Here is a 20549-nt window from a genome sequence, read left to right as displayed (position 1 = left end):
GTTTCCAAGGTTCGTTACGCCGCGCCCAAGCCGAGCGGCGCGATCAGCAGTGCTGAAGGCGAGGTTGATCGGCGTTGCGCGCGCACGCGACGACTAGAGCAGGCCCTGTTGCCCGCGCTGGCCCACCAGGCGGGCGAACTCGGCCAGCACCGCCGGATCGAGCTTGGTGCCCTGCTCGGACTCCATGATCTGCATGACCTCCTCGTGGCTTCGGGCACGATGGTAGGAACGCGCCGTGGCCATGGCGTCGTAACCGTCGACCACCAGCAGGATCCGGCACAGCAGCGGGATGCCTTCGCCCTTCAGGCCATCGGGGTAACCGCTGCCGTCGAAGGATTCATGGTGATGACGAATGATCGGCGCCACCTCCTCGGCACACTCCAGGGCGGCCGAGCGGAAGATGCGCTCGCCCTGCTCGGCGTGGGCCTTCATCAGCTCCCACTCCTGCGCAGTCAGGCGCCCCGGTTTGAGCAGAACGGCGTCGGGCACGCCGATCTTGCCGATGTCGTGGAATACGGCGCCCAGGTGTAGCTTCTTCAGCTCCGCGCGGGACAAGCCGCACGCCTCACCCAGCGCCTGCGCCAGGCGCATCACCCGGTCGCAGTGGAAGCGGGTATAGGCATCGCGCTCATGCAGCGCCGCGGTAATGACTTCCACCGAAGCATGCAGATCTTCATACGCCAGAAGAGTGTCCATATTCCCCCAGGTCGCCCGACATTCGTGCGGGGTCGCACCTCGCCCCGCGGCGCTTGCCGGCGTCTGCCAGCTGGCCGCTGGCCGCTGGCCGCTGGCGCAACTATAGGCCTGGCCGCACCCCACGTACATCGCGGCGACGCGCCCGGTTTCCGGGCTGGCCGGAACCGGGCGCGTCGGACACCGCCACTGCCCCCATCACATCGGCTTGAGGCAATTCACCATCCAGTGCTTGCCGAATTTGTCGGTCAGCGCGCCGAAGCGGTAGGCCCAGAACGTCTCCTCCAGCGGCATGTTCACCTCGCCGCCTTCGGCCAGCGCCCGGAAGATCCGCTCGGCCTCTTCCGGGGTGTCGGGCATGACGTTGATGGTGGTGCTGCCGGCCTCGTGCGGGGGCGGGCCATCGGCGCCCATGATCAGCGCGCTGCCGACCTCCACCTGCGAATGCATGACGTTGCCGCGTGCCGCCTCCGGCATGTCAGCGGCCATCGGCGATTCTCCGTAGGTGAAGCGCTGGGTAACCTTGCCGCCGAGCGCGGCGGCGTAGAAGTCCATCGCCGCGCGGGCGGTACCGGGGAAGTTGAGATAGGCGACCAGCTGCATCGGATGCTCCTTGGGTTGGGCGCGACAGTGCGCCACTCGCCCTTGCGACGAACCAGCCCATGCCAGATCGACATGTCACCCGCCAGAGCGACGCGATGCCCCCGGCGGCCGCTCAGCCGCCGCGCGCCCAGGCCAGCGCATCCTCGCCGGAGGGCAGGCGGATCGGCGTATCCGGGTCGGTCGCGGCACACCACACCGCTTCGGCCACGTCCGCCGCATGGGTCACCGGCTGGGATGGATCGCGCATGCCGGCGAGCACCTGCTGCACCATCGGCGCGTAGGCCTCGTGATCCAGGCCCTCGCGGCGGGCGTTCTCGGCGAAGCGGGTCTCCGGCGAGCGCCCCGGCAGCACCAGATGCACGCGGATGCCCAGCGGCGCCAGCTCCACCGCCATCGATTCGGTGAAGGCGTTCGTCGCCGCCTTGCTCGCGCTGTACATGGACACCAGCGGCAGCGCCTTCAGCGTGACGCTGGAGGTGACGTTGACGATGACGCCGGCGCGGCGCGCGCGGAACTGCGGCAGTACGGCCTGGCTCATCGTCATCGTGCCGATCGTGTTGGTCTCGAACAGTTCGCGCGCCAGCGCCGGCGGCGTCAACTCCAGCGGCGCGGCGGCGCCGAAACCGGCGTTGTTGACCAGCACGTCGATCGGTCCGGCGGCGGTCAACGCCTGTTCGATGCTGGCGGTATCGGTCACGTCCAGCGGCAGCACGCGCAGGCGATCGGAGCGCGGCAGCAAGTCTTCGCGGGGCGTGCGCATGGTGGCCACCACCTGCCAGCCGCGGTCGAGGAAGGTACGCGCGATGGCCTGGCCGAAGCCGGACGAGCAGCCGGTGATCAAGACGGTTGGCATGGAAACTCCTGGGCGGGTGGGAACGAGGGGCCAGACGATAGGCCGCCACCGTCGTACTCACTACAATCGATAATCCTTGATTGTTTGGCAGGAGTCCGGAGTTGATCGATCCGCTGGCCGAAGTGGTCGCCCTGTTACAGCCCAGCCCCGGCTTTGCCAAGACCGTGGTCGGCGCCGGCCGCTGGCGCGTGCAGCGTGCGGACAGCGGGCAACCGTTCTACGCGCTGGTGCTCGAAGGCAGCTGCACGATGACGGTGGACGGCCACGCGCCGATCGCACTGGAGCCCGGCGACTTCCTGCTGGTGCCGGCCGCCTGGGGCGTGGCCATGTGCAGCCTCACGCCACCACCGGCGGGCCGCACGTCACGACCGGTGGCGCAGGCCGACGGCGTCTACCGGGTGGGCACGCCCACCGGCCCCACCGATCTGCGCATGCTGGTGGGGCACTGCGGTTTCGATTCGCCCGATGCGGCCCTGCTGGTGTCGTTGCTGCCACGGTTGCTGCACGTGCGCGGTGAGCGCCGGCTGGCACTGCTGGTGAAGCTGGTGGGCGAGGAGTCGCGCGCGCAGCGGCCGGCGCGCGAGGTGGTGCTAGCACGCCTGCTGGAGGTGCTGCTGATCGAGGCGCTGCGCTTCACCAGCGGCACCAACGCCTCGTCCGGCCTGGTGCGAGGGCTGGCCGACGAGCGGCTGGCGATGGCGATCCGCGCGATGCACGCCCAGCCGACCCGCGCATGGACCGTGGCCGAACTGGCGCGCGAAGCGGCGCTGTCGCGCTCGGCATTCTTCGAGCGCTTCAACCGCGTCGTGGGTGTGGCGCCGATGAGCTACCTGCTGACCTGGCGCATGGCGCTGGCCAAGCGCCTGCTGCGCCAGCGCCAAAGCCGCGTGGCCGACATCGCCGAGCGCGTGGGCTACAGCTCTGCCAGCACGTTCAGCATCGCCTTCAGCCGCCACGTCGGCATGACACCTTCGCGTTATGCGCGCGCGGCGGCGGAGACCCCATCGACAGCATCCGCCTGAGTGCACTCAGCCGTGCGGTGAAGCTGCGCGACGCTCGTCCAGCCAGCGCAGCGCACGCCGCAGCCAGGACCCGAGCGGATCGGGATTCCACACGAAGGTCGCCACGCTCTGCGCCGGCATGGTGTAGGCAAATCCGGCCTGACCCTGCCACACCGACACCGGGCTGGACTGGTCGCGACTGTTCACCACCACCAGCACCACCGAGCCATCGCCAGGGTTCACGAACGCCACGTTGTTGACGTCCTTGTCGGTCTCGCTCGAGCCCACGCGGATCGCCCCCGGCAGCACGAAGCGGCTGAAATGGGCGAACGCGTAGTACTCGTCGTTGCGCGTGACGGCGCCGGTCTGAGCGTCGATGGTGACCACGCCCTTGCACAGGTCGCAGCCACCGAAATGCGGCCCGTGCTGTTCGTCGAGCGCGAGATTCCAGTACACGACGCCGCGCGCCCAGTGGCGGATGCCGGCCAGCAGCAGGTCGCGCGCGAACCACATCAGTTCGCCCTTCCTGGCCGACTCCCAGTCGCCGCCGGAGCATTCGGTGATGTAGACATCCTTGCTCGGATAGGCGCGGTGCACCTGGCTTTGCGCCGAGGGTGTGCCTGCGTAGCAATGCCAGGCCACGCCGCCCACGTAGCGCTCGGCCTGCGGATCGGCCAGCACGTCCAGCGGCTGGTCCGGCGCGTCCCAGTTGTGGTCCCACGCCAGGATGCGCGTGGGGCGCCGGCGGGTGGCCAGCGCCGGGCCGAGATAGTCGCCAATCAGCCGCGCCCGCGTGGCGGCGGACATGGTCATGCCCGGATAGGTTGCCGGCGAGTAGCCCGGCTCGTTCTGCACGGTCAGGGCGAAGATCGGGATGCCGAGGCTGCGATAGGCATCCACGTACTTCACCAGGTAGTCGGCGTAGGCGCTCTCGAACGACTCGAGCAATTCGCCGCCGATCAGGTTGTCGCTGGTCTTCATCCACGCCGGCGCACTCCACGGCGAGCCGATGATCCGCAGCGTGGGGTTGATCGCCAGCGCCTCGCGCACGGTCGGAATCACATCGTGCAGGTTGGCGGTGACGTTGAAATGCTGCAGCGTCGGATCGGTCTCGCCCGCGGGCATGTCGTCCAGGGTGTAGGGCTGCGGCGAGAAATCCGAGGCGCCGATGGTCAGCCGCGTCATGTTCATGGCCAGGCCGGGCGGCGGCCCGAACAGTTCCTTCAGCAGCGCGTCGCGCTGGGCCGGGCTCATGCGGTTCTGCAGCAGCCACGCCGAGGCATCCGTGACCGCCGCGCCAAAGCCGACGATCGATTGATAGGTCGCCCGCGTGTCCACCACCACATCCGACGGTTGCGCCTGGCGTGGCTGCATCGCCACATCGGCCTGGCGGGCCAGCTGCAGCCGGCGATCGGCGGTGCTCACCCACACCTGCACTGCACGCAGCGGCGGCCGGGGCGCGAGCCGCGCGGCGGGAGCCGGCGCCGCCCGCGGCAACGCCAGTTGCGGCCGACGCATGCTGACCAGCGCCAGCCCCGTGATCACCACAAACAGCACGATGGCCAACCAGCCAGGAACGCCTTTGTGCTCATCCACGGAAGACGCACGCTCCATCACAGACGGCACACTTCACTTACGCAGCTCCCCTTTGCGCGCCGGATGGCGCCGGGAGAAGAGTGCAGTGAAAGCGCCGCCGCGTCGACCATCCCGCGCACGAAAGCGCGACCGGCCTCACCCAAGCCGCGCTGGCGGGCGATGCGCCCGCCAGCGGCGACCTCCTCGCATCACAGCTTCGTGGGGTAGACCGCCTTCAGGCCCGCGGTGCTCGCGTTGATGAACATGTTTGCGTTCGCCCCGCCGTTGGCCACCGCGCGATCGGGGCCCGCGACGTAGGCCGCCTTGTTGCCCGGCACGTTGTCCACCGCATCGTTCCAGGCGCGCGAGGTGATCGCACAGGTGTTGTGGTCGATGTCCTGGAAATGCACGTAGACCGAACCGCCCGGCGGCAGGCTGGCCCAGTAGATCGATCCGGTGTAGCCCAACGCCGCGGCAATGTCGCGCAGCTCATTGTGGTCGGCGGCGAGCCCGGCCCCGGCCGAAGCCGCGTACAGGGTACGAAAGCCGTTACCGTGCAAGTGGGTGGTGATGAAATTGACCAGCGCCGTCCGCTTGGCCAGGCTCAGATTGCCGTTGAGGTGATAGCCGAACAGTCCGTTGTTCGTCACCAGCACGATCGCCCGACAGCCCAGCACGGAAGGAAAGCCGATCTCGACGGCATCGAAGCCGATCTCGCGTTCGCACAGATAAATCACCTCGACACTCCTTGACGCCGGATGGGTGGACCGGCCCGGTGCCACTGGCAGCACACGCTGCAGCGGGCCGGGTCCGATCCGGATGGTTCTCAAGGAGCAGTGCGCAAAGTCCCCGCCGATCTGGTCGCGCCTGCGGTGCCCGGGCAGGATGCCGAGGGTGGCGGCGGAACGTTTCAGCGCGGCGGCGGCGGCATGCCGGGTGGATCCATCGCCCCGGTGGGCTTGCCGCACTCCGGACAGAAACGGCTGCCGGCCGGCAACTCGGCATGACAGCCGCCGCACGAGGCGGCCACGGCGAGGCGATGGCCGCACTGCGGACAGAACTTGGCCCCGCGTGTCTCCGCGTGGCACGCCGGACAGACCAGCTGGTGCGAGGTGGTGACATCGACGCCGGCGCCGAGGCCCGCGCCGACCTCACGGGCCCGCTCCATCGCCGTCTCGCGGCGGCCTTCCTGCCTCGCGACCTGGACGCTCGCGGCCAGATCCGGAGCACAGCGCTGGCACAGTCCGGCGTCGTCGCTCCAGCAGCGATCGCAGGCATAGTTGTGGCATTGCGCACAGCGGTGGAAATGCCGCTTGGCCGCGTCGATCGCGTGCCGGAACGCGTCGTCGCGCGCCGTACCCCAACCGGCCCGCGCCAGCCCGTCCACGGCGTTGTCGACGCTGTAACCGACACCGCCGAGCAGATTGCCGAGCAGGCCGCTGGCTTCCTGCATCCAGCCAGAGGCGCGGCCGCTCTTGTACGGCTCGAACGGCGAGCGCCAGGTGTCGTTGCAGCATTCGCAGTAGAACTCGAACTGGAAGCCGGCGCCGGTGCCGGACTGGATGCTGAGGTCGCGGAAGTTGTCCGCGAATTGCAGGTCGTCGCTCATGACTGTCTCCGTCGCCCGGGTCATTCGGCCAGGCAGGCGGGAAGCTTGCCGCCGTTGGCTTTCAACTGCTCGCGTGCGACCGACTGCATGTGCTGATGGATCTGGGCCTTGTGCGCCTCGTAGAACGCCATGTTGGCCGAACTCACCGGCAGGCCGCCCTCGGCCATCGCCTGCGGATGCTGCTTGCGCATGTCCTGCACAGCGGCACTGGTGAGGGTCATCATGCCCAACACCATCTCGCGCGCCGTCAGGTCGTGGCTTGCCAGCATCGCGTGCACGCCCGGCTGCGCGTCGTAATGCGCGGCCGCCTGGTCGATCGAGGTGAACGAGTCACCGCCCTTCAACAGATCGATCATGCCAAGCCGGCAGGGATCGCGAGCGATGTCGTCGCTGGCGTCCATGTAGTGCTGAAGAAACGTCTCATCCAGCGTGAAGCTGCGCATCGCCGCGATGTCCGCCGCCGACGGCGCATCAGCGGCGAACGCCGCGCCCGAGGTAGCAGACAACAGCACGGCCAGGAGCGTGGGGAGCAGGAGCATGCGGGTTTGTCGCATCGTGATTCCTCGTGCGGATGGAAAAGGGAGCTTACTGTTCGACCAGTTCGACGCGACGGTTCCTGGCCTTGCCGGCGGCCGCGCGATCGAACGGCAATGCGGCGGTACCGTCACCCTGCTGCTGATGGCCACGGATCGTCGAGCCGGCGAAGCGAAATAATAGGATGAGCGTGACTACAAGGAATGTCGTCCGCTTGCGCACCGGCGGCGCTGCGAGCAGGAAGCGTCAGGACGAGCGATCAGATGCGACCCATGCCTCTCCCTTTGGCAGCGGAGCGCACACCTTACCGGGACGGCGCTGCGGCTGGGGCTCGGAAAGAGGAATGATCAGTTCACTCGTTCAACGCGGTTGGGCCGTCTGATACACGCTGCGCGTGGTCAACGATGCACGGCACTAAGAAAACTTCTTACGCAAAAACGTCCGTACTGTGAAGCCGGCCAAGGTTTCGCATTCAATCGCGCCGACCTTCACCAACTTGGCGCCCATGCCCCCTAGATTCCGTCAGTACCGAATGGACTGAGGAGGAGCTTGATCTCCGTCGTGTGGGCGCAGCAAGAGGCATGGAGGACATGGGACCGATGTCTCGATAGTCGAACGTCCGCCCCAGGAAAAGGGCCCACTGCGACCGGACGCTCGCCTGCGATCTCCCGCCCTGCGCCTCTGAGAAGATCTCGACGATGAAAGGGCTTTCGGCGCAGCCTGTTCCCCAACCTGGCCGAATCACGGCGCGAGCACAGCAAACTGATCAGCCCAGACGACCAGGCGCGCCTGGTCGACACGGGGCACCTAGTACGCCAGAAGGTCGCGGCTTCGCCCGGCGCCGTCACTCCTGTGTCCAAGGCGAACATTCACCGAAGAACGAAGGCTCCATGACCCGACAGAACCTGTTTCCCCTGCTGCTCCTGCCATTCGTGCTGACTGCCTGTTCCGGGGAGGCACACGGCGGAAGCAATGGCCAAGCCGACGACGCGCAGACCAGCTCCGCAAGCGATACGCCGCCGATCCACATCCAGCAGACCTTGTTCGACCTGAAAGATGGCAAGCCGGTGCTCGAACAGCTCTACCGCAAGGCGCTAACCGCCTGCAGCAAGCTCAGCGTGCCGCTCAAGCCGTTGGATGGCGATACGGTCGGCAAACTCGGCCGAACCTATGTAGAGACCTGGTACGAAGGCGACCGGATGGCCGTGCGCCAGGACGACTGGAGCTATGACACCCGGCAGCTGTGCCTGTTCTCGCCCGTGCACCACACCAAACTGTGGATTGTCGGCCCCGACGGCGCGCAGGCGATCGACCTGGACCGACACACCGGCAGTGTCGACAGCAACATTCGCCTCGAACGCAGCGAAGCGGAGCAGACCGAGGCACCACCCGACGACGACCTCAAGGCAGCCGTGGCAGCCCAGCTGAAGCAGCGGGGCCAGAGCGATCTCATGGCCCAGGACGCGGGACAGCGCCGAGAAGCCGGACAACCGTGCCGACAGATGCGCGACGCGTTGATCGATATGTGCGTGTGGACCGGCGGCACGAAGTGGGGACTCGACACCACCGTCAGCAATGGACCGTACAGCCTCGTGCTCTCGCGTCTCCAAGGCATCGTGCTGTCGGCCCAGCCCGCCGACGGCGGCGACGGCCGGTACCTGTCGACGCAGAAGATGACTGTCGGTACGCGCTTCGACAACGGCGTCTTCAACCGCCCCTCCGGCATTGCCATGGACAAGATGCCATGAAGCCGCGGCTACGCCAGTTCGTACCCCACGAGCGCGTACAGAACCTGATCGGGACAGCGTCGCGTTGATCGTGCTGGTGCCGCTGGCGGTCGGTGCACCCTTGCTTGGCCACTTCACCCACATCAACAACGAACCCGGGCCGCCGCGCACCATGATGAGTGCCGAATGACGGAGTAGAAAGTGTTCGCCGAAGCCTTCCGCCCCTCCAACCTACATATGCTCCATCGGCAACACGCGGCGGCGGGTGCGCTCGCGCAGCGAGCATTCGCGCAGGGTGTCGGCCATCGCTTCCAGGCCGGGAATGCCGTAGAGGTTCACTACCGGCATTTCCTCGTCGGAGGAATGCAGCGTGACGCGGCACAAGCCGAGCAGGCGCATGCCCAGCGGCTTGAGAATGTCGAAGTGGTCGATGCGGAACAGCTCCACGTTGTCCTGCGCCTTGGAGAACAGGCCGCGCTCCACGCGCACGCGCTGGGTGGTGATGGTGAAGGTGAGGCTCAGGCTGCGCAGCCAGTACACCAGCAGCGCCAAGCCGAGCGTGCATACCACCAGCACGTATTGACTGAAGGTATAGATCACCTTTGGATGGCCGGCGAACAGCGTCTGTTCCACGCTTGCCTCATGCGCGCTTTCGTAGGCCTCGATGTCCGTGCCGCAGTAGCGGCATTTGCGTGCTGCCGCCTGGATCAACTCGGCGCAGGCCGGGCAGCGCTTCATCTCGTCGGTCATAGGTCGGCTCCATCGGCCAGTCATCGGGTGCGGCGATGGTAGCGCCGACGGCGGTCAGTGCGAGTCAGTGGCGCCGCAAGCATGCGCCGGCGCGGCACGGCGTGCCCTGCCTGTGAACGCGGCATGCCCGCGCCATGGACCCTGGCTCGACACCGCGCCCGACACACTCGCGATCCGGTCTGCCTTCAGGAGCTCCCATGCTTAGTGCCTTCGGTCTCAACTGCACGCTCAAGCGCGGCGATGAGCCCTCATCCACCCAGAAGCTGCTCGACCAGCTGCTGCACGCGCTCGAAGGCTACGGCGTGCAGACGTCCAGCGAGCGCGCGGTCAATCACGACATCCTGCCCGGCGTGAAGACCGACGAGGGCCTGGGCGACGCCTGGCCCGCGCTGCGCAAGCGCATCGACCAGGCGCAGATCCTGGTGCTGGCCACCCCGATCTGGATGGGCCAGCCCAGCTCGGTGGTCAAGCGCGTACTCGAGCGTCTCGACGCGGTACTCGGGGAGATCGACGACGACGGCCGCTACCCCACCTTCGGCAAGGTGGCGGTGGTCGGCGTGGTGGGCAACGAGGACGGCGCGCACCACGTCACCGCCGAGCTGTATCAGGCACTCGCGGATGTCGGCTTCACCATTCCCGCCGGTAGCTCCGCCTACTGGGTGGGCGAGGCGATGAGCAGCAAGAACTACGTCGACCTTAAGCGGACGCCCAAGGCCGTGGCCAGCGCCATCCAGACCCTGACCTGCAACGCCGCCCACTTGGCCGGACTGCTGCACGAGCGCCCGTACCCCGCTCCCGGGCCGGCGCGGGAATAGCCCCGCCGCATGGCTTCTGGGGGATGCGTGGGCGCGTGCTGCGGCCTAGCATCGGGTGCTCATGCGCCCGTGCGCGACGCTCCTGGAGCCGGCATGACCTCCCCACGAACCGTCCTTCTGGCCGCGTTGCTGGCGAGCGCTTCGCTCCCGGCTGCGGCCGCCTGCGGAAACACCAGCGCGACATCCAGCCCGGCCGAGGTGGTGCAGGCCCAGGTGGATGCCTACAACGCGCACGACCTGGCGGCGTTCACCGCCTGCTACGCCGACGATGCCCGCGTCATCGACCTCAGCGGCAAGCGCCCCGAGCGCAAGGGCCAGGCCGCACTCAAGCAGGCGTTCGCGTTTCTCGGCCAGGTGCCCAAGGGTTTCGGCGTCGACATCCTCAAGCGCGTGGTCAACGGCCCGGTGGTCATCGACCTCGAACACGTGCGCGGACTGCCGCCCGGCAAACACGCGCCCGACTCGCTCGCCGTGTACGAAGTGCGCGACGGCAAGATCGCCACGCTGTGGTTCCCGCCGCCGACCTGAGCGCCATCACTCGATCGCTCGTGGCGCACCGGCAGCGGCTTCGATCGACGCCGGCGGCGCGAAGCGCGGCAGCGGCCGCTTGAACCCACGGCACTGACTCCGGCGGGTCGGTCTTCCGAACGCCACGCTTTCGTCCGCCGGCTGCCGCATGTCTATCCTGCCCCCGCCCATGGTTTCTTCGACGCGTGACCCGGAGCACCGATCATGACGAACGCGGCAACAGCATCTCCGTCGGCACCAGTAAGCTCGCGCACGAGGCAGCGCGCGCTGCTCGTCGGCGTCGTCATCGTGACCGCCCTGCTGTTGGCCATCGTGATCGCCGCCCTGGCGGTGGGCGGTCGCCCCGACCCGGCCGCGCTGCGCGCGGCGGCCATCACGCTCGATGGCCCGTGGAAGTTCCACATCGGCGACGACCCGGGCTGGGAAGTGCCTGGCATCGACGAGCGCGGTTGGGAGACGCTCGACCTCACCGCCCCGCCCGGCAGCCACGATGGCGATGTGGGGCTGCCCGGCTATGTCGGTGGATGGATGGCACACGGCCATCCCGGTTACCAGGGCTATGCGTGGTATCGGCGCACCGTGGACGTGCCCGCCGGCGATCGCGCATGGGAGGTGCTTGGCCCTACCGCTTTGGATGATGGCTACGAGCTCTACTGGAACGGCGTTCGGCTGGGCGGTTCGGGTCGCCTCGGCACGGCGCCGCGTGTCGTCGGCGTCCGCCCGTTGCGCTACGCGTTGCCCGCCGACGCAGCCGGCCACCGCGGCGTGCTCGCCATCCGCGCGTACATGCAACCGGGCATCCCGGCCAGCGCCGACGGCGGCGGCATGCACATTGCGCCGATCCTCGCGCCGCGCCCGGTGGCAGACGCGCTGTATCGCGTGCAATGGTGGCGCACCGTCGCCGGCTACATCGTGGATCTGGTCGAGCCGCTGGCCATGTTCGCGCTTGCCGGCCTGGCGCTCGCCTGGCGTCGGCGCAGCGGCCATCCGGGCTTCCTCGGCATGGTCGCCGTCGCGCTGGTGCTCTCGGCGCTGAAGCGTCTGGAGAACGCCACCTACGCCTGGACCGATCTGCTCAGCCTGCCCGCCTACGTGGGGTGGATGAACATCGTGCTGGCGCCGCTGGGCTTCAGCGCGTGGGCCATCGCGTGGAATCGCTGGTGCCCGCGTCCCCGGCGCTGGCTCGACGCCACGGCTGCGGCCCTGGCGGCAGCCGGTATCGCCGGGGGCGCAATGCAGGTAGCCGTGCTCACCCGCATCGATCGACTGGGCGTACTGGCCCTGCTCGCCGTGATCGCCGTGCGCATCGCGCGCGAGGCGACGATGCGCGTTCTCGCGCTCGCCACGCTCGCCTGGGTCGTCGTGGCGCAATTCCCTGACGAGCTGAGCGAACTGGGCATCACCGGCATCTGGTTTCCGCTCGGCATCGGCGTATCGCGCACCCAGTACGCCTACGCCATCGCGATTCCGCTGCTGGCGGTGCTGATCGTGCGCACGATGGCGCCACAGGCCTCCACGCGCCTGCCCGAGCTCGAACGCGAATAGTGCGGACGATGGTGGTCAGCGCTCGGCAATCGCCTTCGCACGACGCCACCATTCGAACAGAGACAGCGCCATCACCATGACCAGGGCATAGGCCATCAGGCCGAAGCGTTCCACTGCTGCGGTGTACCCCGGATCAACCGACGCCACCCAATAGCCGCCGCCCTTGTTGCCACGCATCCAATCGCCGATGTTCCATGCCGCGTGCAGTCCCAACGGCAGGGCCAACCCGCGACTGCTCAGCGCAGCAGCACCAAACACCAAGGCTCCCAACCCCGCACCCACGATGGCGTTGCTCCAGTTGTTGCCTGCGAGCCAATGCTCCACCACGAAAAGACCCGCCATGATGATCTGCGCCATCCACGGCCCGCCTGCCACGGCGAGCGCGCGCAGTGGGTAGCCGCGAAACGCGAGCTCTTCACGCCAGGCCAGCGCCACGTACCCAACCATCGTGAGAAGTGCCTGCCACGGCGACGGCGGCGTCGGAGCCCTCATCCAATGCACGTGCCCATAAGCGGCCACCAGCGCCATGTGCACTGCGAGCAGAACCAGTCCCGCGGCCAACCCCAGCAAGAACCGCAAGGGCGTGAAACGATCTGGCGCCAGTCCAGCAGCCCCGGGCGGCCGGGCCTCCTGGCGCAAAAAGGCCAGGCTCAATAGAAGCGTGCCCAGGCTCGCCATCGCACCAGTGAACAGCCCGGCAGGAACGGCACCCAGCCCATGCGCGGCCGCGCCAGCAGCGATCAGAACCGCGACCGACAGAGCCCAGAACAGCCCCACCCGCACCAGCGCACCGGTGAGGCTGAGCGGACGGCGGTGAAGTGAATCGGTCATGGGCGACGTCCGGATGAACCCTTTTCGACTTTGCGCGTCCGAAGCTGGCGGAACGAGTGCCGCAGGTCACGCGCCCCTGGCCTACACAGAGACGCACGCCGCGGCCGCCCGCCGGCATCGATAGAGTGAGCTGCCGCAAGAACGATCAAACGCGCCAGCGAGGCTGCGGTTACCCTGCGCCGATCACACCCTTCGCCGGATCGTCGCGATGGCCGCTGCCGAAAAAGCGCTCTGGTTCATCGAGAGCCACTACAACGAGGAGCTGTCGCTGCCGCGCATCGCCGAGGTGGCCGGCGTGTCGCCGTTCCACCTCGCGCGGCTATTCCAGGCGATGACGGGCTACTCGGTGGTTCGCTATATGCGCGCGCGACGGATGACCGAGGCTGCACGGCGACTGGCGGGTGGCGCGCGCGACATCCTGGAGGTCGCGCTGAGCAGCGGTTACGGCTCGCACGAGGCGTTCACGCGGGCGTTCGGCGAACAGTTCGGCGTGAGTCCGACGAGCGTGCGTGAGCGTGGTTCCGTCGACGGCCTGGCGTTGGTCGAGCCATGGCGCACAGCCGACGGCGTTGCGGTGGCGCTGGAGGAGCCGCGCCTGGTGCATGACGGCGCGCGCCTGATTGCCGGACTCGGTTGCCGCTACACGCCGGATACCACGCAAGGCATTCCCGCGCAGTGGCAGCGGCTGTTCTCGAACCACTCGACGGCGCTGCCGATGCACAACACCGCCTTCGGCGTGTGCTGCAACAGCGACGATGAAGGCAGCTTCGAGTACATCGCCGGCGTGGAGGTGCCCGCCTTTGCCGGCCTCGAACCCGCACTCAGCACGCTTCGACTCCCGGCACGCGAGTACGTGGTGGCCACCCACCGCGGCCACATCTCGGCGATCCGCCGCACCTGGCAGGCCTTCGTCGGCGAGTGGCTACCGCGCTCGGGACTGACGGTGTCCGACGCGCCGGATTTCGAGAAGTACGGTGCCGACTTCGACGACGTCACCGGCACCGGCGAGGTCGAGATCTGGCTGCCGCTGCAGCGCTGATTCAGCCCATTTCATCTTTATCGACGAGACTCACATGATTCCCCGCTCCCTCCTGATCGCCCTGACCGCCGCATCGCTGATCGTCGGCGCTGGCGCCCGCGCCGGCACCGTGGGCGAGACCCATCGCACCGCACACACCCCAAGCGCGGCTCTGCGCGATGCGCAGCACAGCGACACATTGCGCGTCACCGTGTGGTATCCCGCGGCCGCGGGCCCGGCCGAAACGCCGCTGCAGATCGGCCCGCCAGGGAAGGCCCAGTTCGATGCGGGCAGCGCCGCGGCGGAAGCGCCGTTCGCGCCGGGGCGGCACCCGGTGATCCTCTTCTCGCATGGCTTCGGCGGCAGCGCGCGAATGATGGCGTGGTTCGGCACCGCGTTGGCACGCGCAGGCAATGTGGTGGTTGCGGTCGATCATCCGGGCACCAATGGCCGCGATCCGATCACCATGGCCGGCAGTCTGCTGGTGTGGGACCGTGCGGTGGACCTGCGCGTGGCGCTCGATACCGCGAAAGCCGATCCCCGCATCGGCCCGCATCTGGACACGCGGCGGCTGGGCGTAGCGGGCTTCTCGATGGGCGGGTTCGCCGCCCTACTGAGCGCCGGGGCGCGCGTGGATATCGAGCACATCATCGCGTTCTGCCAGTCGTCAGCGGCCGACGCGACCTGTGCGGCGCAGGCCGAGGCGCCGGATCAGACCATGGCTGCCCGCGAGCAGGCGCTGAAGACGCCGGCGATGGCGGCACTGGCCAAGCATGCGGGAGACGACTATGCGATCCCCGGCGTGCGCGCGGTGTTCCTGATGGCGCCCGGCGGCATCGAGGCGCTGGCCCCGGCCAGCCTGCACGCACTTACCACGCCCGTACGCGTCCTGTTTGGCGACGCCGACACCGTGGCGCCACCGGCCAGCAACGGCCAGCTCGCCGCCGACTCGCTGCCGCCTGCGGCGTTGCGCATCCTGCATGGCGTGGGCCACTACGATTTTCTCGCTCGCTGCACCGCGCTGGGGCGCCAGCGCGAGCCGCTATGCCAGCACATGGAGGTGCCCCAGTCGCGCACGCACGCCAGCGCCATCGCCGACGCTGAGGCGTTCTTCGCACGACAACTGTGAGTCGGCCCTCGCGCTCAGCGGCTGTCGCCTTTGGGAAAGCGCACGCGCTCGGGCTGCGCGTTGAGCTGCTCCAACATCACTCGCATCAGCCGGGTCTTTACGCTGCCGGCGCGTTTGGGGTCCACCACGTAGCGCACCTTCGCGTCGATCCAGGTATTGGCGTTGACGCGAAACAGCACCGCCGGATGCTCCTTCACCTCCACCTCGTCCACCGGGGTGCTGGCCAGGATCTCGCGGAAGGTGCGCACGCGTTCGATCATCGCCTCGCCGAGCTCCTGCTCGGCCGCCCGCTGCATCACCTCGCTCACGAACGCGAGGTCGCTGTCGTAGGCCACCTGGAAGGAAATCTCGTCCCAGATGTAGGGGAACATGTCCCACGAGAAGTTGTAGATGGCGCTGGTGAGCACGTTGGCGTTGGGGAACTTGATCAGGCGTCCGCTCGGGTGGCTGCTGGATACGAACGGGCCGCCCACCTCCCATAGCGTGGTGTCCAGGTAGGTCACCTCGATCACGTCGCCGGTGGCATCGCCGATGCTGATGCGATCGCCCACGCGGTAGGGCTGGCGCGCGAGGATGTAGATCCAGCCGATGAAGCTGGTGATCGGCGTCTGCAGCGCGAACCCAAGCACCAGCGAGATCAGGCCCAGCGACGCCACCGCGGCGTACCAGTTGGCGAACAGCACCGAGACCACGATCAGCGCGATCACCACGAACACCACCAGGCCGACGATGCGCTGGAGGTTGTAGCGCGTTACCGCGTTGTCGACCGTGTCGATCGCTTTGGCGTGCACCGCACGCGCCAGCGCCAGAGTCAGCATGATGGCCATCGCGCCCGCCACCACCCGCCGCAGCAGGGGCAACAGGCGCGGCGGCAGCGACAACAGATCCCAACGCAGCACGTAATAGAGCACCGCCAGCCCCAGTAGCGCGGCCACGTAGGCAGCGATCAACCACGCATGGCGATCACGTGCGGCGGGGGCTGGTGGGCGGGTGTCGCTCATGAAGGCGCTCCGGACACGGTCGGCACCACGCTGCCACGGCCTGCGTGTGAAGCGTGTCGAGAAGCATCGGCTCACGCGATGACGATTGATCGGCTACCCGATCTCACCGCTGCGCATCCGCTGGCGCACTCGCTGGCCCGGGCCGTCATCCTGGTAGCGGCAGGCACTCCATGATTTCCACCGCCTCGCCCGGAAAGATCGTGAAGTGCGGATGCCCTTCGAACATCGCGGCAGCGGCCTGATGCGACTCGGCCTGCACGACGGTGAAAGCGGCCATCGCGTTGTGGATGCTTTCGATACCACGCGCATCCACGCGCAAGGTGCTGCCCAGCGGCGCGCCCGTGTCGACGATCGCACTGCGATGCGCGGCCACCCACTGGCCCCACGCTTCCATGCCTTGCTGTTGTTGTGCCTGTCGCTCGGTTTCATTCAGGGCATCCCAGCCGCTCGCTTCGCGCGCGGCCGGCGAACCGGTGTACACCGCCAGAAAATGCTTCATCGCTCGTCCTCGAGGTGTGGCCGCTCCGGCAAGCCGGAGTCGGCGGTGGAGTCAGGCCAGCGCCGGGGTCGGCGTGGCGGCGTGCTTTGCGGGCCACGGATCGGCCCAGGCGGGAATCGTCATCAGCCGGTCGAGCCAGCGCGCGATGTTCGGGTAGTGGGCAAATGGCATCTCTGCATCGCGCCACTCGCAGGCCATCGATGCCATGTGGAAGTCGGCGATGGTCAGCCGGTGGCAGGCGACGTACTCGTGCGAGGCGAGGTGGGTGTCGAGAATCGCGGCCAGCCGGTGCAGTTCCGGCACGGCGGCGGTGAGTGCCGCGTGATCGGTGTCGCCCAGGTGGAAGGCCGGCTTGATCACGTGCTCGAAGTAGAACGGTGCGACCGCGGACGACCACTGGCTGTTGCTCCACGATAGCCAGCGCAGCACCTCGACCTGCTCGGCCGGCTGCTGCGCCGGCCACATGTCCGAGCCGGCCTTGTTGCACAGATAGGCCATGATCGCCGACGACTCCCACAGCGTGACCTCGCCATCGATCAGGGTGGGCGCCTTGCCGTTGGGATTGAGCGCGAGGTACGACGGCGTCTTCAGGCCGCCGGCCTTGATATCGACCTCGATGCACTCGGCATCGATGCCCAGGTGCTTGACCAGCGCCAGCACGCGGCGCGGCGCCTGCGCCTTGATCCAGTAGATCTGCATGGGTGTCTCCGATGGGCGGGATTACCGGTGGCGCCAGCTTACGCGGGCGCAGAATATGTTAAAGAACATAATTTGCCGGCCTGCTATACCTCGCCACCGGAGGTCCAAGCCCATGCCCTACAGCCCCGAACACGCCGTGCAGACGCGCGGGCGCATCGTCGAATCGGCGCGCCGCCTGTTCAATCGACACGGCTTCGAGCAGGTCACCATCGATCAGATCATGGCCGCGGCCGGGCTCACCCGCGGCGCGTTCTACCATCACTTCCAGAGCAAGAACGAGCTGTACGCCGCCGCCGTGGCCAGCTTCATCACCTGCAATCCGTTCGCCATCCAGACGGCCGAGGCCGCCGAGCAGCTGCGCGACCCGCGCCGGCTCGCGCGCATGCTGGTGGAGCTCTACCTGAGCGACGAGGTGCTGGAGAACATCGACCTGCACTGCCCGCTCTATGCCCTGCCCGCCGACGTGGCGCGCGCGGGACTGGAGCCGCAGGAGGCCTACACTGACCTCATCCGCGGCATGGGCCACATCTACCGCAGCGCGCTCAAGGGCGCGCGCGACGCCAGCCGCCGCGCCGAGACGATGGTGGCCCTGTGCGTAGGCGGCATGGTGCTGGCGCGCACCACCAACGATCCGGGTCTGCGCAAATCGCTGCGGGCCTCGGCACGGCATCAGGCGTTGGCGTTGTTGAAGGTGGATTAGGTGCGCCGGACGCTGACACTTCCTCAACGCCACTGCCTCACAGTGACAATCCCCGGGGCACAAGATGCACGGTCAACGTGGATTCCCGCCTGCGCGGGAATGACGGCGTTGGACTAGCGATGGCATCGAAGGTTGTCGGTCATCACACTCTGACCGTCTACTCGACGCCAACCTCCAGCGCTTCTTCCACACGGTCGACCGGAGCATCGCCAGGCGGGTAGTGATACCAGTCCTCGTGCGGCGACGACTGCTTGCAGGCCAGGCACTGGGTCTTCGCCCAGAAGTGACCGCAGCCGGGGCAGCAACCGGCCGTCCAGAACGTGTTCCAGCGTGTACCGCAGCCGGCGCCCGGCTCGGAACGGCTGCACACCCAGCGCGCGCTGGCGCCGGGTTCCCATGCGCAGAGGGGGCAGTGGATATGCGGCTGTCGTTCCATGAGCTGTCCTGCATCCGTCCGTGTTAAGAATGCCAATCCATGCCTCGCGGCCCATCAGCTCTTGAGCTTGTACCCGGTGCGGAAAATCCAGCCGATGGCGACCAGGCAGGCAATGAGGAAGCCGGCGATCGCGACCAGGCTGATGCCCACGCTGACGTCGGCCAGGTCGTAGAAGCTCCAGCGGAAGCCGCTCACCAGGTACACCACCGGGTTGAGCAGGGTGATCTTCTGCCACAGCGGCGGCAGCATGTGGATGGAGTAGAAGCTGCCGCCGAGAAAGGTCAGCGGCGTGATCACCAGCAGCGGGATCACCTGCAGCTTCTCGAAGTTGTCCGCCCAGATGCCGATGATGAAACCGAACAGGCTGAAGGTGATCGCGGTGAGGAGCAGGAAACTGACCATCAGCAGCGGATGGGCGATGTGGTAATCCACGAACAATCGCGCCGTGGCCAGGATGATCAACCCCACGATCACCGACTTGGTCGCCGCCGCCCCCACGTAGCCACAGACAATCTCCACGAACGAGATCGGCGCGGAATGGATCTCGTAGATGGTTCCGGTGAACTTGGGAAAGTAGATGCCGAACGAGGCGTTGGACACGCTCTGCATCAGCAGCGAAAGCATGATCAGCCCGGGGATGATGAAGGCGCCGTAGCTCACCCCTTCGACCGAGGTGATGCGCGAGCCGATAGCCGAGCCGAACACCACGAAGTACAGCGAGGTGGACAGCACCGGCGAGGCGATCGACTGCATCAGCGTGCGGCGGGTGCGGGCCATCTCGAAACGGTAGATGGCGCGGATCGCGTGCCAGTTCATCAGCGGCTCCTCACCAGGTCGACGAAGATTTCTTCCAGCGTGTTCTGCTTGGTGCTCAGGTCGCGGAAGCGGATACCGGCAGCGGCGAGCTCGCCGAGCAGCGTGGTGATGCCGGTGCGTTCGGCCTGGGTGTCGTAGGTGTAGGTGAGCTCGGTGCCGTCGGCGGACAGCGCCAGCTGGTAATCGGCCAGCGCGGCGGGAATGGCCGCCAGCGGCTGGTGCAGCTGCAGCGTCAGCGCCTTCTTGCCCAGCTTGTGCATCAGCGTGGCGGTTTCCTCCACCAGGATCAGCTCGCCCTTGCTGATCACGCCCACGCGGTCGGCCATCTCCTCGGCCTCCTCGATGTAGTGCGTGGTGAGGATGATGGTGACGCCGTTGTCGCGCAGGCGACGCACAAGGTTCCACATGTCGCGGCGCAGCTCCACGTCGACGCCCGCCGTGGGTTCATCCAGAAACAGTACGCGCGGTTCGTGCGACAGCGCCTTGGCGATCATCACGCGCCGTTTCATGCCGCCGGAGAGGGTGAGGATTTTGTTGTTGCGCTTGTCCCACAGCGACAGATCCTTCAGCACCTGCTCGATGTGCTCGGGCTTGGGCGGCAGGCCGAACAGCCCGCGGCTGAAGCTCACCGTGTTCCACACGGTCTCGAACGCGTCGGTGGTGAGCTCCTGCGGCACCAGGCCGATACGCGAGCGCGTGGCACGGAAGTCGCGCACCACGTCGTGGCCGTCCACGGAAATGGAACCGCCACCGGGATTGACGATGCCGCAGATGATGCTGATCAGCGTGGTCTTGCCCGCCCCGTTGGGACCGAGCAGGGCGAAGATCTCGCCGCGGCGGATGGTCAGGTCGATCGGCTTGAGCGCCCGGAAACCGGAGGCGTAGGTCTTGTCCAGGCCCCTGACCTCGATGACGGGATCGACGGGCGCGGACGCGTCGTGCTGCGGACGGTTCATCGGCAGATACCCCGCCAAACTGCGCAGTGCATGCTCATGGCGTTCCTGATGGGATGGAGAGCGGCAGCGGCCATGGAGAGGCCGCAGCAGCGGGCATCCTAACGCGATGGCCGCGGTGATGCAGTCGGAACGGGCGGCGTGCAGCGCTCAATATGTGTGATGACTACGAACGAAGGCAGCGCCATATCGCCCTGTCTTCTGAACATCGCGTTTCAGCAGGCCAATGATCAA

General features: G+C 67.5%; 23 protein-coding genes. 8 read left to right on the top strand and 15 right to left on the bottom strand.

From position 1 onward, the window contains the following. Positions 1-93: 93 nt before the first annotated feature. From ACQVBX_RS17335 to ACQVBX_RS17325, 3 genes are all read right to left on the bottom strand, one after another. Entirely contained in the window at positions 94-696 is a 603-nt protein-coding gene (locus ACQVBX_RS17335) for an HD-GYP domain-containing protein (RefSeq protein ID WP_431635701.1), read from the bottom strand. A gap of 195 nt (positions 697-891) precedes the next feature. Beyond that, positions 892-1296, bottom strand: coding sequence for a VOC family protein (locus ACQVBX_RS17330; protein ID WP_431635700.1), 405 nt, complete (start codon positions 1294-1296; stop codon positions 892-894). A gap of 112 nt (positions 1297-1408) precedes the next feature. Further along, positions 1409-2149: an SDR family oxidoreductase gene (locus ACQVBX_RS17325; RefSeq protein ID WP_431635699.1), complete on the bottom strand. Its 741-nt coding sequence runs from the start codon at positions 2147-2149 to the stop codon at positions 1409-1411. Between the two features lie 101 nt (positions 2150-2250). Between ACQVBX_RS17325 and ACQVBX_RS17320 the strand changes: the two genes are divergently transcribed. After that, positions 2251-3171 carry an AraC family transcriptional regulator gene (locus tag ACQVBX_RS17320; protein ID WP_431635698.1) on the top strand — a complete coding sequence of 307 codons (921 nt, stop codon included), beginning with the start codon at positions 2251-2253 and terminating at the stop codon, positions 3169-3171. 6 nt (positions 3172-3177) lie between these two features. On the opposite strand, the gene ACQVBX_RS17315 is transcribed toward ACQVBX_RS17320, so the two are convergent. The 4 genes from ACQVBX_RS17315 to ACQVBX_RS17300 all read right to left on the bottom strand — a co-directional run bounded on the left by ACQVBX_RS17315 (position 3178) and on the right by ACQVBX_RS17300 (position 7020). Beyond that, positions 3178-4746 (bottom strand): glycoside hydrolase family 30 protein, encoded by a 1569-nt coding sequence (locus ACQVBX_RS17315; RefSeq protein WP_431635697.1) that lies wholly within the window; start codon positions 4744-4746, stop codon positions 3178-3180. A 188-nt stretch (positions 4747-4934) separates the two neighbouring features. Beyond that, positions 4935-5462, bottom strand: a complete 528-nt coding sequence (locus ACQVBX_RS17310; RefSeq protein WP_431635696.1) for a hypothetical protein — start codon at positions 5460-5462, stop codon at positions 4935-4937. A gap of 173 nt (positions 5463-5635) precedes the next feature. Then, positions 5636-6334, bottom strand: a complete 699-nt coding sequence (locus ACQVBX_RS17305; protein WP_431635695.1) for a zinc ribbon domain-containing protein — start codon at positions 6332-6334, stop codon at positions 5636-5638. A gap of 20 nt (positions 6335-6354) precedes the next feature. Continuing rightward, positions 6355-7020: a hypothetical protein gene (locus ACQVBX_RS17300; RefSeq protein WP_431635693.1), complete on the bottom strand. Its 666-nt coding sequence runs from the start codon at positions 7018-7020 to the stop codon at positions 6355-6357. Between the two features lie 738 nt (positions 7021-7758). Here ACQVBX_RS17300 and ACQVBX_RS17295 point away from each other — a divergent pair. Next, entirely contained in the window at positions 7759-8616 is an 858-nt protein-coding gene (locus ACQVBX_RS17295; protein ID WP_431635691.1) for a hypothetical protein, read from the top strand. Between the two features lie 210 nt (positions 8617-8826). Here the strand turns inward: ACQVBX_RS17295 and ACQVBX_RS17290 are convergent, their stop codons facing one another. Then, positions 8827-9345, bottom strand: a complete 519-nt coding sequence (locus tag ACQVBX_RS17290; RefSeq protein ID WP_431635689.1) for a PH domain-containing protein — start codon at positions 9343-9345, stop codon at positions 8827-8829. A gap of 197 nt (positions 9346-9542) precedes the next feature. Between ACQVBX_RS17290 and ACQVBX_RS17285 the strand changes: the two genes are divergently transcribed. The 3 genes from ACQVBX_RS17285 to ACQVBX_RS17275 all read left to right on the top strand — a co-directional run bounded on the left by ACQVBX_RS17285 (position 9543) and on the right by ACQVBX_RS17275 (position 12233). Continuing rightward, a complete protein-coding gene (locus ACQVBX_RS17285; protein ID WP_431635688.1) occupies positions 9543-10160 on the top strand; it encodes a flavodoxin family protein in 618 nt (205 codons plus the stop codon). Positions 10161-10253: 93 nt separating this feature from the next. Beyond that, positions 10254-10688: a nuclear transport factor 2 family protein gene (locus ACQVBX_RS17280; protein WP_431635686.1), complete on the top strand. Its 435-nt coding sequence runs from the start codon at positions 10254-10256 to the stop codon at positions 10686-10688. Positions 10689-10976: 288 nt separating this feature from the next. After that, entirely contained in the window at positions 10977-12233 is a 1257-nt protein-coding gene (locus ACQVBX_RS17275; RefSeq protein WP_431635685.1) for a glycoside hydrolase family 2, read from the top strand. A 15-nt stretch (positions 12234-12248) separates the two neighbouring features. Here ACQVBX_RS17275 and ACQVBX_RS17270 read toward each other — a convergent pair whose 3' ends face one another. Beyond that, a complete protein-coding gene (locus ACQVBX_RS17270) occupies positions 12249-13064 on the bottom strand; it encodes a CPBP family intramembrane glutamic endopeptidase (RefSeq protein ID WP_431635683.1) in 816 nt (271 codons plus the stop codon). 208 nt (positions 13065-13272) lie between these two features. Here ACQVBX_RS17270 and ACQVBX_RS17265 point away from each other — a divergent pair, with 208 nt between their 5' ends. Together ACQVBX_RS17265 and ACQVBX_RS17260 are read left to right on the top strand one after the other, a co-directional pair. After that, the gene (locus ACQVBX_RS17265) at positions 13273-14103 is read left to right on the top strand and encodes an AraC family transcriptional regulator (protein ID WP_431635682.1); all 831 of its coding nucleotides are present in this window, start codon (positions 13273-13275) and stop codon (positions 14101-14103) included. Between the two features lie 34 nt (positions 14104-14137). After that, positions 14138-15211, top strand: coding sequence for an alpha/beta hydrolase family protein (locus ACQVBX_RS17260; protein ID WP_431635680.1), 1074 nt, complete (start codon positions 14138-14140; stop codon positions 15209-15211). A 14-nt stretch (positions 15212-15225) separates the two neighbouring features. On the opposite strand, the gene ACQVBX_RS17255 is transcribed toward ACQVBX_RS17260, so the two are convergent. From ACQVBX_RS17255 to ACQVBX_RS17245, 3 genes are all read right to left on the bottom strand, one after another. After that, positions 15226-16212, bottom strand: coding sequence for a mechanosensitive ion channel family protein (locus ACQVBX_RS17255; RefSeq protein ID WP_431635679.1), 987 nt, complete (start codon positions 16210-16212; stop codon positions 15226-15228). Between the two features lie 145 nt (positions 16213-16357). Then, positions 16358-16711, bottom strand: a complete 354-nt coding sequence (locus tag ACQVBX_RS17250; RefSeq protein WP_431635677.1) for a hypothetical protein — start codon at positions 16709-16711, stop codon at positions 16358-16360. A gap of 51 nt (positions 16712-16762) precedes the next feature. Next, positions 16763-17410: a glutathione S-transferase family protein gene (locus ACQVBX_RS17245; RefSeq protein ID WP_431635676.1), complete on the bottom strand. Its 648-nt coding sequence runs from the start codon at positions 17408-17410 to the stop codon at positions 16763-16765. A 112-nt stretch (positions 17411-17522) separates the two neighbouring features. On the opposite strand from ACQVBX_RS17245, the gene ACQVBX_RS17240 reads away from it, so the two are divergent. Then, positions 17523-18110: a TetR/AcrR family transcriptional regulator gene (locus ACQVBX_RS17240; RefSeq protein ID WP_431635675.1), complete on the top strand. Its 588-nt coding sequence runs from the start codon at positions 17523-17525 to the stop codon at positions 18108-18110. 157 nt (positions 18111-18267) lie between these two features. Here ACQVBX_RS17240 and ACQVBX_RS17235 read toward each other — a convergent pair whose 3' ends face one another. The 3 genes from ACQVBX_RS17235 to ACQVBX_RS17225 are packed head-to-tail and all read right to left on the bottom strand — an operon-like array spanning position 18268 to position 20318. Continuing rightward, positions 18268-18546 carry a hypothetical protein gene (locus ACQVBX_RS17235; RefSeq protein WP_431635673.1) on the bottom strand — a complete coding sequence of 93 codons (279 nt, stop codon included), beginning with the start codon at positions 18544-18546 and terminating at the stop codon, positions 18268-18270. 54 nt (positions 18547-18600) lie between these two features. After that, a complete protein-coding gene (locus ACQVBX_RS17230) occupies positions 18601-19362 on the bottom strand; it encodes an ABC transporter permease (RefSeq protein ID WP_431635671.1) in 762 nt (253 codons plus the stop codon). Continuing rightward, positions 19362-20318, bottom strand: a complete 957-nt coding sequence (locus tag ACQVBX_RS17225) for an ABC transporter ATP-binding protein (RefSeq protein WP_431635670.1) — start codon at positions 20316-20318, stop codon at positions 19362-19364. Before ACQVBX_RS17225 ends, ACQVBX_RS17230 begins: the two co-directional genes overlap by 1 nt. Positions 20319-20549: the final 231 nt, after the last annotated feature.

The sequence above is a fragment of the Dyella thailandensis genome (assembly GCF_050749815.1).
Taxonomy (GTDB): Bacteria; Pseudomonadota; Gammaproteobacteria; order Xanthomonadales; family Rhodanobacteraceae; genus Dyella_A.
The sequence above is the reverse complement of the archived record's forward strand: the minus strand, read 5'-3'. Positions and strand labels throughout refer to the sequence as shown.

Bases quoted from the DNA above. Each gene is read 5' to 3' on its own strand.
- ACQVBX_RS17335 (WP_431635701.1), bottom strand. From the start codon at position 696: ATGGACACTCTTCTGGCGTATGAAGATCTGCATGCTTCGGTGGAAGTC.
- ACQVBX_RS17330 (WP_431635700.1), bottom strand. From the start codon at position 1,296: ATGCAGCTGGTCGCCTATCTCAACTTCCCCGGTACCGCCCGCGCGGCG.
- ACQVBX_RS17325 (WP_431635699.1), bottom strand. From the start codon at position 2,149: ATGCCAACCGTCTTGATCACCGGCTGCTCGTCCGGCTTCGGCCAGGCC.
- ACQVBX_RS17305 (WP_431635695.1), bottom strand. From the start codon at position 6,334: ATGAGCGACGACCTGCAATTCGCGGACAACTTCCGCGACCTCAGCATC.
- ACQVBX_RS17295 (WP_431635691.1), top strand. From the start codon at position 7,759: ATGACCCGACAGAACCTGTTTCCCCTGCTGCTCCTGCCATTCGTGCTG.
- ACQVBX_RS17290 (WP_431635689.1), bottom strand. From the start codon at position 9,345: ATGACCGACGAGATGAAGCGCTGCCCGGCCTGCGCCGAGTTGATCCAG.
- ACQVBX_RS17285 (WP_431635688.1), top strand. From the start codon at position 9,543: ATGCTTAGTGCCTTCGGTCTCAACTGCACGCTCAAGCGCGGCGATGAG.
- ACQVBX_RS17280 (WP_431635686.1), top strand. From the start codon at position 10,254: ATGACCTCCCCACGAACCGTCCTTCTGGCCGCGTTGCTGGCGAGCGCT.
- ACQVBX_RS17270 (WP_431635683.1), bottom strand. From the start codon at position 13,064: ATGACCGATTCACTTCACCGCCGTCCGCTCAGCCTCACCGGTGCGCTG.
- ACQVBX_RS17265 (WP_431635682.1), top strand. From the start codon at position 13,273: ATGGCCGCTGCCGAAAAAGCGCTCTGGTTCATCGAGAGCCACTACAAC.
- ACQVBX_RS17260 (WP_431635680.1), top strand. From the start codon at position 14,138: ATGATTCCCCGCTCCCTCCTGATCGCCCTGACCGCCGCATCGCTGATC.
- ACQVBX_RS17255 (WP_431635679.1), bottom strand. From the start codon at position 16,212: ATGAGCGACACCCGCCCACCAGCCCCCGCCGCACGTGATCGCCATGCG.
- ACQVBX_RS17250 (WP_431635677.1), bottom strand. From the start codon at position 16,711: ATGAAGCATTTTCTGGCGGTGTACACCGGTTCGCCGGCCGCGCGCGAA.
- ACQVBX_RS17245 (WP_431635676.1), bottom strand. From the start codon at position 17,410: ATGCAGATCTACTGGATCAAGGCGCAGGCGCCGCGCCGCGTGCTGGCG.
- ACQVBX_RS17240 (WP_431635675.1), top strand. From the start codon at position 17,523: ATGCCCTACAGCCCCGAACACGCCGTGCAGACGCGCGGGCGCATCGTC.
- ACQVBX_RS17235 (WP_431635673.1), bottom strand. From the start codon at position 18,546: ATGGAACGACAGCCGCATATCCACTGCCCCCTCTGCGCATGGGAACCC.
- ACQVBX_RS17230 (WP_431635671.1), bottom strand. From the start codon at position 19,362: ATGAACTGGCACGCGATCCGCGCCATCTACCGTTTCGAGATGGCCCGC.
- ACQVBX_RS17225 (WP_431635670.1), bottom strand. From the start codon at position 20,318: ATGAACCGTCCGCAGCACGACGCGTCCGCGCCCGTCGATCCCGTCATC.